Annotated in this window: 10 protein-coding genes; 3 read left to right on the top strand and 7 right to left on the bottom strand. The window is 67.6% G+C overall.

Annotation, left to right across the window (positions count from 1 at the left end; genetic code table 11):
- Positions 1-257 precede the first annotated feature (257 nt).
- Positions 258-773: an ImmA/IrrE family metallo-endopeptidase gene (locus HYG95_RS16260; RefSeq protein ID WP_181698756.1), complete on the top strand. Its 516-nt coding sequence runs from the start codon at positions 258-260 to the stop codon at positions 771-773.
- Positions 770-1,801 (top strand): hypothetical protein, encoded by a 1,032-nt coding sequence (locus HYG95_RS16255; RefSeq protein ID WP_067492265.1) that lies wholly within the window; start codon positions 770-772, stop codon positions 1,799-1,801. The genes HYG95_RS16260 and HYG95_RS16255 overlap by 4 nt, the downstream gene beginning before the upstream one ends.
- 77 nt (positions 1,802-1,878) lie before the next feature.
- Here HYG95_RS16255 and HYG95_RS16250 read toward each other — a convergent pair whose 3' ends face one another.
- Together HYG95_RS16250 and HYG95_RS16245 are read right to left on the bottom strand one after the other, a co-directional pair.
- Positions 1,879-2,295 carry a helix-turn-helix domain-containing protein gene (locus HYG95_RS16250; protein WP_019044759.1) on the bottom strand — a complete coding sequence of 139 codons (417 nt, stop codon included), beginning with the start codon at positions 2,293-2,295 and terminating at the stop codon, positions 1,879-1,881.
- A gap of 365 nt (positions 2,296-2,660) precedes the next feature.
- Positions 2,661-3,824 (bottom strand): steroid 3-ketoacyl-CoA thiolase, encoded by a 1,164-nt coding sequence (locus tag HYG95_RS16245; RefSeq protein WP_181698755.1) that lies wholly within the window; start codon positions 3,822-3,824, stop codon positions 2,661-2,663.
- A 132-nt stretch (positions 3,825-3,956) separates the two neighbouring features.
- Here HYG95_RS16245 and HYG95_RS16240 point away from each other — a divergent pair, with 132 nt between their 5' ends.
- On the top strand, positions 3,957-5,237 hold the full coding sequence (locus tag HYG95_RS16240; RefSeq protein ID WP_370465820.1) for a cytochrome P450: 1,281 nt from the start codon (positions 3,957-3,959) through the stop codon (positions 5,235-5,237).
- 58 nt (positions 5,238-5,295) lie between these two features.
- Here HYG95_RS16240 and HYG95_RS16235 read toward each other — a convergent pair whose 3' ends face one another.
- The 5 genes from HYG95_RS16235 to HYG95_RS16215 are packed head-to-tail and all read right to left on the bottom strand — an operon-like array spanning position 5,296 to position 9,739.
- Positions 5,296-5,697, bottom strand: coding sequence for a nuclear transport factor 2 family protein (locus tag HYG95_RS16235; protein ID WP_181698754.1), 402 nt, complete (start codon positions 5,695-5,697; stop codon positions 5,296-5,298).
- Positions 5,694-6,578, bottom strand: a complete 885-nt coding sequence (locus HYG95_RS16230) for a TIGR03619 family F420-dependent LLM class oxidoreductase (RefSeq protein ID WP_181698753.1) — start codon at positions 6,576-6,578, stop codon at positions 5,694-5,696. The genes HYG95_RS16235 and HYG95_RS16230 overlap by 4 nt, the downstream gene beginning before the upstream one ends.
- Positions 6,575-7,744, bottom strand: coding sequence for a thiolase domain-containing protein (locus HYG95_RS16225; RefSeq protein ID WP_181698752.1), 1,170 nt, complete (start codon positions 7,742-7,744; stop codon positions 6,575-6,577). The genes HYG95_RS16230 and HYG95_RS16225 overlap by 4 nt, the downstream gene beginning before the upstream one ends.
- Positions 7,741-8,754: a thiolase domain-containing protein gene (locus HYG95_RS16220; protein ID WP_181698764.1), complete on the bottom strand. Its 1,014-nt coding sequence runs from the start codon at positions 8,752-8,754 to the stop codon at positions 7,741-7,743. Before HYG95_RS16220 ends, HYG95_RS16225 begins: the two co-directional genes overlap by 4 nt.
- A 16-nt stretch (positions 8,755-8,770) precedes the next feature.
- A complete protein-coding gene (locus HYG95_RS16215) occupies positions 8,771-9,739 on the bottom strand; it encodes an OB-fold nucleic acid binding domain-containing protein (protein ID WP_181698751.1) in 969 nt (322 codons plus the stop codon).
- Positions 9,740-9,793: the final 54 nt, after the last annotated feature.

Here is a 9,793-nt window from a genome sequence, read left to right as displayed (position 1 = left end):
GCGGCCTGAGCGGGCGCGCCGCCGGCCGCCGCCGCGCCCGCTCAGGCCGCCAAGCCCAACCACGAGGTCCGGCCGACCAGCGACAACAACGGTCTGCCCGAACCCGAACTGCTGTCGGTGATCGGCGGCCTGATAGCGCTCGCCCTGGCCGGAACCGGTTCGGGCGCAGTGAGTTTCCAAGGTGCCGCCGCCGCCCAGGCGCGGGTGAACGCGGCGCGTGCCGAGTTCTTCGGACCGAGGTCGTGAGGGGATCTTCGATGAGCAAGAGCAAGACCCAGTCCACCTCGCGGTCCTATCGTCGCGTCGCCGCCGCCGTCGACGCGGTGTGCGCGGTCGCCGCCGACTCCGACGCGACCACCCTCGATGAGGTGGTCGCGGCGGTCTCGCTCGAGCGGCAGCGCGAAATCGAGATCACCAGTGCGCAATTGGGTCCCGGCGTGTGCGGCCAGCGGCGGTTCTACCCGGAGCGCGACATCATCGTGCTCGCCGACGCCCTGCCGAGCCGCGACCACACCCTCGCCCACGAACTCGGGCACATCGTCTTCGACCACGAGGGCGCGCCCGCGGTCGAGACGACACTCGAGGTCAGCGACGACCTCATCGCCTACATGCTCAGTCAGCGCGCCCACGCCCAGATCGTCGAGGACGGAGCCGACGACCTGGCCGAGTGGGAGGCCGAGACCTTCGCGGCCATGCTCATGACACGACTGCGCGTCTTCAACAACCGAGGCGCAGGCGTCTCGGTCCTTCGATTCGATGAGGCACTCGGATGACACTCTGGTTGACAGCCCTGCTGGTCTGGGTTGCCGCGGGTGCGCGAGTGGGACGCGTGCTCGTCAAGCCCGCGACAACGGCCCGCGTGGCCATCGTCGTCGCGGTCGCCGCCGTCGCACTCGCCTCGACCGTCGCCATCCCCGATATCGCCGTCGCCGTCGACAATCTGCTCCCGGGCGGCCTGCACAGCGGCTGGCTGTCCACGGGCATCGTCGATTCGGCGTGGATCCTGTTCACCACCGCCACGTCGGTGGTCGCCTCGGCCGCCTGGCCGGTCGTGTCGCGACGCAACCTGCGCCAGGTCGCGATGATCGTCTACGGCATCGGTGCCCTCGCCATCGCGCTGACGCTGGCCTGGTCGTTCACCTTCGGCTGGATCGTCGTCGCGCTCGGCGCGGTCTTCATCGTCACCACCGGTCTGCGCAATCTGGACTGGACCACGCTGGGTCGCGGCATCGCGATCTACACGGCGGGAACGGCATTGGTCGCCGTGCTCGCCTTCGCCAACGCGGGCCGCGCCTTCCAGGGCGCCGAGCCGACCCCGCCCGGTCAGCCGACGTGGGGCTGGCAGGCGTGGGAGATCGCGAGCCTGCTGATCTCGCTCGGCGCGGTGTCGATCGTCATCGAGCTGTGGTGGCGGGCCCGAATCCTGTTGCGGCGTATCCGCCCACTGCACAAGTTGATGGTCGGTCGGTTCCCGGAGGTCGTCGCACCCGAGCAGAACGCCACCTCGGCGCAGCTGAAGGCCTCCGATCACGTGGCCCAGGTGATGGACGCGCTGTATCTGCTCTCGGGCAGCGGCATCGTCATCCCCGCGGCGGGTGAGCCGCCGAACTCCGTCCCCGAGCGCGCGGCTGTGGTGGCCGAGTGGGCCCGAAACCCGTTGGGGGACTTGTTCGTCGACGCGCGCTGGATCGCGCCGCCGCCCGGCGTGAGCCCGCGCGGCTGGGTGCTGGCACTGGCGAAGCGATACGAGGTGGCGGTGGCCACGGCGGGCGCACCGCAGAATGCCGCCGCGTCGAGCTGACGCAGACAACAAGAACGGGCCTGAGCTGGTGTTTCCACCGGCTCAGGCCCGTTCTTCGCGTATCCGCCTGGTTGTTCCTATTCCGTTCCGTCCGGAGGAATTTCGGGCAAGCCTTCGCTGGCCCGCAACTTCTCCGCCATGGAGGTGAGCAGATTCTGTGATTCTTCCGAGAGGTCGAATGCCCTGCTGGACAGACGACGCAGCCCGTAACCCTGCAGCTGCGCAAGCAGTTCCAGGTCGTGATCGATCTTGGCCGCGTAGATGTCGTTGAAGAAGTAGTCAGGCTTGACCTTGAAGAACTTCGCCAGGGCGGCCACCGTCTCGTCGGACGGGTTGGTTCGTTGTCCCGACCGCAGCTGCGAGAGATACGGCTTGGAGATCGGATGCCCGGAGGCAGTCAGCGCAGCCGCAACCTCTGCGTTGGTGTGCGGCTTGCGCCCCGGGGGATGCACGGTTTCGAACAGCTTGTTCAGCCGCGCCGCGAAATCAGCCATTGTGAGCCGCCCAATTCCCTTCACTGTACTAACAGTCGTTATCTCGGATACGTATCATTGATATTAGCGGCTCAGTAACTGAAAACCTACGCCTGATTCAGGATTTCTCTGCGGATTCCGACGCTCACCTGCGTACAGGGCCCGCGACGGCCGCGTTTGCGGGGTCACGTCAACGACTCTTGTGGAGCCGATGGGTGCCGGAGTTCGTGCCCGTCGCGGGGGTCTTCCACCTCGGACCCATGATAGCCCAAAGATTGCTGATGCCTCATCATCCCCCTCGCCCCTCGGATCGTGTGGCGTACGACACGTTCCGGGCGCCTGGAGATGAATGTTCAACCTGGGCGCCCGGTTTCGGTACGCCCAGTCTACAGGCGTTCGATGATCGTGCCGGTCGCGAGGGCTCCACCGGCGCACATGAGAACCATCGCGGTTCCCTTGCCGGTGCGTTCGAGCTCGTGTAATGCGGTCGTGATCAGACGAGAACCGGTGGAACCGACAGGATGCCCGATTGCGATCGCACCGCCGTTGACATTTACCCGTTCCATGTCCGGCTGATGTACAGAAGCCCACGAAAGGGCAACCGCCGCGAATGCTTCGTTGATCTCGAAAAGATCGATATCGCCGATCGCCATTCCCGAGCGTTCCAGCAGTCGCGTGCACGCCTGCACAGGTCCGTCCAGATGGAACTCCGGTTCGGCGCCGACGAGTACCTGGGTGCGGATCCGTGCGCGCGGTCGCAAACCCTTTCGCTGGGCGACGGTTTCGTCCATCAGGAGCACCGCGGCCGCGCCGTCGGAAATCTGCGACGATGTACCCGCGGTGTGCAGGCCGTCGGTGACCACCGGCTTCAGCTTGGCCAGGCCCTCGATCGTGCTCGCGCGCAAGCCCTCGTCGCGGGTCACCTCGGCCTTCTCGCCGGTCGGCGCGCCCTCGCTGTCGAGCACGGGCGCGACCACGGGCAGTACCTCGCGATCGAAGCGGCCTTCGGCCCAGGCGGCGGCGGCCAATTGCTGTGAGCGCAGGCCGAATCGGTCGAGGTCGTCGCGAGTGAGCCCACGCCGCCGCGCGATTCGCTCGGCCGCGCCGAACTGATCGGGCAGATCGATCGACCACGACTCGGGCCTGCGCGGTCCCGCCTCGGTGCCCACATTGGCGCCGAGCGGCACCCGGCTCATCGCCTCGACACCACACGCCATGCCGATGTCGATGGCCCCGGTGGCGATCAGCCCCGCGACGAGGTGGTTGGCCTGCTGGGCCGAACCGCACTGCGCGTCGATCGTCGTCGCGCCGGTCTGCCACGGCAGCCCCGCGTGCAGCCACGCGACGCGGGTGACGTTGTTGGACTGCTCGCCTGCCTGGGTGACGCAGCCGCCGATCACCTGCTCCACTTCGGCCGGATCGAGATCGGCCCGGTCGAGCAGTCCGCGCTGGGCCAGGCCGAGCAGTTCGGCCGCGTGCAGGCCGGAAAGCCGCCCGCGACGCTTGCCGATCGGGGTTCGCACTGCCTCGACGATTACCGGTGTGCCCATCTGGATCTCCCTCTGAACTGCAACGTGTTCTGTTTATGTAAGCGGGGCAAAACCGCGAGGTTCTTCCGTCGTGGCATACCCTGTGCTTGAATGATTGTAGAACGTGTTTCAGTTTGTCGAAGGAGACATCTGGTGGTAGATCCGCGCAACGAAGCCACGGGTACCCTGCCGAACCTGCCCGAGGGGTTCGACGTCACCGACCCGGCCATCTACGCCGAACGTGTCCCGGCGGAGGAGTTCGCTGAGCTGCGCCGGTCGGCGCCGGTCTGGTGGAACCCGCAGCCGCCCGAGGTGGGCGGCTTCCACGACGACGGGTTCTGGGTGGTCAGCAAGCACGCCGACGTCAAAGAGGTCTCGCGCCGCAGCGATGTCTTCTCGACCTACGAGAACACCGCGATCCCGCGCTTCAACGACGACATCAAGCGCGAGCAGATCGAGCTGCAGCGCTTCGTCATCCTGAACAAGGACGCCCCCGAGCACACCAAGCTGCGCAAGCTGATCGCCAAGGGCTTCACCCCGCGCGCGGTGAACAGTCTGCGCGCCGAGCTGTCCTCGCGCGCCGAGAAGATCGTGAAGGCAGCGGCGGAGTCGGGCGGCGGCGACTTCGTCACCCAGGTGGCCTGCGAGCTGCCGCTGCAGGCGATCGCCGAACTCATCGGTGTGCCGCAGGAAGACCGGATGAAGGTCTTCGAATGGTCCAACGACATGACCGGCTACGACGATCCCGACAATGTCGATGTCGACCCCGTCGCGGCGTCGATGGAGCTGCTCGGCTACTCGTACCAGATGGCCGAGGCGCGCAAAGCCTGTCCGGCCGACGATCTGGTCACCACCCTGATCGAGGCCGACGTCGACGGTGAGTCGCTGAGCGCGGAGGAGTTCGGCTTCTTCGTCATCGTGCTCGCGGTCGCCGGCAACGAGACCACCCGCAACGCGATCAGCCACGGCATGATCGCGTTCATGGAGAACCCCGATCAGTGGGAGCTCTTCAAGAAGGAACGCCCGGCCACCGCGGTCGACGAGATCATCCGCTGGGCCACCCCGGTCACCTCCTTCCAGCGCACCGCGCTCGAGGACACCGAACTCGGCGGCGTGCAGATCAAGAAGGGCCAGCGCCTGGTGATGCTGTACCGCTCGGCGAACTTCGACGAGGACGTCTTCGAGAACCCGGAGAAGTTCGACATCATGCGCAAGGAGAACCCGCATCTGTCCTTCGGCGGCACCGGCGCGCACTTCTGTGTCGGCGCGAACCTGGCCCGCCTGGAGGTCGACCTGATCTTCAACGCCATCGCCGACCATCTGCCCGACATCACGAAGATCGGCGACCCCAAGCGTCTGCGCTCGGGCTGGCTCAACGGCATCAAGGAGCTCCCGGTCGACTACAAGACCAAGGGCTGCCCGGTCTCGCACTGAGGTACCGAACGACAACGGCCCCGGACCGAAAGGTCCGGGGCCGTTGCGTTTTCGAGACTCAGGAGGCCTTGCGGCTGGTCGCCATCGCGCGGTCGACCTCCCAGAAGGCCCGCAGGGCGGCGATCTTGCCGTCGGCATCGACCTTGTAGGTGAACACACCCTCGGCGTCGATGAGGTAGCCGGCCATGGTGGTGCGGATCAGGCCGGTGAAGGCGATCTCGTTGCCGCAGGCGAAGGAGTCCTCGAACAGGAACTCGATCGAATCGGTGTTGGCGATGGCCTTGTCCCAGAACGCGCCGATCGCCGCGTGGCCGCGATGACCCACGCCCTCGGGATCGAAACCCGAAGGGCCGACGGGATCTTCGACGATCCCGTCCTCGGCGAACAACGCGATCCAGGCGGCGCGATCCTTGGCACGGACCGCGGCCTGGGAGGCCAGTCCCGCATCGCGTGCGTTCACGACGCCGCCACGATGGGATCGGCGATGTACTTCTCGGCGAAGCGACGCAGCGAGTCCTGCTTGGCGGCGAGTTCGCCGTCGAAGCCGATGCCGTCGAAGAGCCACGGCACCACGATGATGTCGGTGACGCCCGCGTCGGCCAGGTCCTGGTAGCCGCTGCGGCCGTGGCGGTCGATGCAGACCGCCTGGATCTCGAAGGGCTCGGTGTCCCTGCCGTATTCCGCCCGCAGCGTGCGCAGGGTCGCGATGGTCCCGGTGAGCTCGTCGAACTTCATCATCGCCGAGGTCCAGCCGTCGCCCACGCGGGCCGCGCGGCGCAGGGCGGGACCGGTGTGACCGCCGATGTAGAACGGCACCCGCTCGGTGGGGGCCGGGCTCATCTGCAACGGGTCGAAGTCGAAGAACTCGCCGTGGTACTCGACCATGCCGCCGTCGAGGACGAGTTTGATGACCTCGATCATCTCGTCCACCCGGGCGCCACGCTTGGCATAGGGCACCCCGCACCACTCGAATTCCTCGGGAGCCCAGCCGATTCCGACGCCGAAGCCGAAGCGGTTGCCCGACATGTTGGCGATCGAGCCGACCTGGCGGGCCAGCAGCAGCGGATTGCGGGAGCCGAGCTTGAGCACATTGGTGTAGAACCGCAGGGTCGTCGTCACGGCCGACATGGACGCGGCGGCGATGAGCGGATCCACCCACGGTGTCTCCGGGCCCCAGAACCGGCTCCCGTCCGGGGTGTACGGGTAGTCGGCGCTCTGGGACTTCATGTAGAACAGCGAGTCGGGCAGGCCGATCGAGGTGAAGCCGCACTCCTCGGCCGTCTTGGCCAGTTCGGTGAGCTGGTCGAGCGGGCTGAGCGCGACACCGAGGGTGAATTTCATTCGGGGCGCTCGCTTCCCACGACCCACATGGCGAAGTACTGCGACCCGCCACCGTAGGCATGGCCGAGCGCCTTGCGCGCGCCGGCGACTTGGTAGTCGCCCGCCCGGCCCATCACCTGTTTGGCCGCCTCGGCGAACCGGATGAGGCCCGACGCGCCGATCGGGTTGGACGAGAGCACCCCGCCCGACGGGTTCACCGGCAGCCTGCCGCCGATCTCGGTCTCGCCCTTGTCGGTGAGCTTCCAGCCGTCGCCCTCGGCGGCGAAGCCGAGGTTCTCCAGCCACATGGGCTCGAACCAGGAGAACGGCACGTAGATCTCGGCGACGTCGATTTCCTCGAGCGGATCGGTGATGCCCGCGGCGGCCCACAGCGCGGCGGCCGCGTCGCGACCGGCCTGCGGGTTCACCTGGTCGCGCCCGGAGAAGGTGGTCGGTTCGGTGCGCATCGAGGTGCCGTGCACCCAGGCGACCGTCTTGCCCTGCGCCTCGACGGCGGCCGCGGCCTCGGCATTGCCGAGCACCACCGCGCAGGCGCCGTCCGAGGACGGGCAGGTCTCGTCGAAACGAATGGGGTCCCAGAGCATCTGGGAGGCCAGCACCGATTCGAGGGTGATGTCGGGCTGGTGCAGGTGGGCGAGGGGATTCTTGGCACCGTTGCGCCGGTCCTTCACCGCCACCTGAGCACCGATGTGCATGGGCGCGTTGGAGCGGCGGATGTAGGAGCGCACGTGCGGGGCGAAGTAGCCGCCCGCGCCCGCGCCGACCGGCATGGTGAACGGCACCGGAATCGACAACGCCCACATGGCATTCGACTCCGACTGCTTCTCCCACGCGATCGCGAGCACCTTGCCGTGCACACCGGCCTGCACCAGGTTGGTGGCAACGATGCCGGTCGAACCGCCGACCGATCCCGCCGTATGCACGCGCAGCAGCGGTTTGCCGATGGCGCCGAGGGCTTCGGCCAGGTACAGCTCGGGCATCATGACGCCCTCGAAGAAGTCGGGCGCCTTGCCGACCACGACCGCGTCGATCTCGTCGATGGTCAGGCCCGCGTCGTCTAGCGCGCGATCGATGGCCTCACGGCACATGCCCGCCATGGACACGTCCGCACGTTTTGTCACGTGATGTGTTTGACCGGTGCCGAGCACCGCTGCGGGGAAGCTCATGATGCCTCGGATTCCAGGACGGCGACCAGATTCTGCTGCAGCGCTGGGCCGCTGGTCGCATGGGCGAGGGTCCGGTTCGCGGTGCCGGACATGATGGCCGTGGCGGCATTGCCGATCCGCTCGAGACCGGCCGCGAACATCGGGTTGGCCGCGAGCGCACCACCGGACGGGTTGATCGTGGTGTCGGGGGACAGGCCGATCGCCTCGGCCAGGATCAGCTGCTGATGGCTGAACGGTGCGTGCAGTTCGGCCACGTCGAAGTCCGTGTTGCCCCGGGTCACGGCGGCAGCCGCGCGCGTGGTCGACGGCGAGCGGGTCAGGTCGCGGACGCCGAACCCCTGGGGGTCGATATTGTGCGCCATGCCGGTGATCCAGGCCGGGCGCTCGCACAGTTCGCGTGCCCGGTCGCCGACGGCGAGCACGATCGCGGCCGCGCCGTCGGTGATCGGCGCGATGTCGTGCGCCCGCAGCGGGTCGGCGATATACGGTGCGGCGAGCAGGGATTCGATGTCACCACCGGCGACGGCCGCCATGTCCTGTTCGGTCCAGCGTCCCGCGTCGAGTCCCGCGCGCGCCTGCAGGCCCGCGACGGAGACGGAGTCGGGCCACAGCGGGCCGACCAGATACGGGTCGAGTTGCCTGCTCAGCACCTGGCGCAGCGTGCCCGCCGACGACTTGCCGAAGCCGTACACGAGCGCGGTCTGTGCCTGCCCGGAGAGCAGTTTCACCCACGCCTCGTAGAGCGCCCACGCGGCGTCCATCTCCACGTGCGACTCGTTGATCGGCGGCACCGCGCCGATCGCGTCGACCGCCGAGATGAACGAGAAGGCGCGGCCGGCAAGGTAATCCGAGGAACCCGAGCACCAGAAGTCGATGTCGGACTTGGAGATGCCGAGGTCGGCGTAGAGCTGCTGGAAGCACGGCACGAGCATCTCGACGCCGTTGGTGGTGCCGAAGGTCTCCGGCACGTGCGGTGCGTGGGCGAACCCCACGACCGCGATTTCGGGAATAGTCACGTCGCCTCTCTCAGAGGTGGTGCTGGTAGGACTCGTACGGGGCATCGGGCTCGCCGGTCGGGCGGAAGTGGTCGATGTTGGCCAGTGCGTGGCCCCATTCCTCGCGGGGCTTCCACACGGCCTCGACCCGCATGCCCATGCGCACCTCGGACGCCTCGCACCCGAGAACCAAGTGCAGGAACGGGATATCGGCACCGTCGAGAAGCACATAGGCGGCGACGTAGGGCGGCTTGATCCGCTGGCCGAGGAACGGCACGTTCACGATGCAGAAGGTGGTCACCGTGCCCTTGTCGGGCAGTTCGACGAGGTCGTCGGTGGGGGTGCCGTCGGTCGGGTTGGCGCCGCGCGGCGGGAAGTATACGGCTCCGCCCGTTTCGGAGCGGCCGCCGATCAGCTTGCCCTCGGCGAGACCGCGCAGGTACACGCTCTCCTGGGGCGAGGCGGTGTGCTTGTAGCTCATGTCGACGGGCGTCACCAGCATGGTCACCGGCTCGGCGGAGTCCTCGACGGGCGGCGCGGTCGCGCCCTCACCCGGCTCGAAGCAGGCGATGTCGGCGATGGTGCCTGCGCGTTCCTCGGCCCAGCGCACGCGCACCCGCATACCGGTGCTCACCTGCGCGGGCTCGGTCACGTCGAGGGCGTGGAGCATGCTGGTGTCGGCGCCGTCGAGCTGCACGAGCACCCAGGCGAACGGGCGGTCGAACGGCTGACCGGGTAGCGGCTCGGCCACCCACGTCCACGATCGCACCGTGCCGGTCGTCTCCACCTGCACGAGTTCGGCCAATGGGGCCGAGGTGATGGGATCGTATTCCTGGGCGGGTACCAGCACCCGGCCGTCACTGCCGCGCACGCCGAGTATGCGGCGCTCGCGCAGTCCGGTCAGGAAGGCTCCGATGATCGGTCCGACGGATCTGGTGTAGTCGAACTGCACCCGAAGGGGTGCACTCAATACTTCCACTGCGGTATTCCCCTGGGTCACGATATCGAGTAGAACAGGTTCTTATTCTGCACGCAAGGATTCGCCGGAAAGGGC

This window comes from Nocardia sp. GTS18, from assembly GCF_013839555.1.
GTDB classification, from domain to species: Bacteria; Actinomycetota; Actinomycetes; order Mycobacteriales; family Mycobacteriaceae; genus Nocardia; species Nocardia rosealba.
This window is presented reverse-complemented; position numbering and strand designations above follow the sequence as displayed.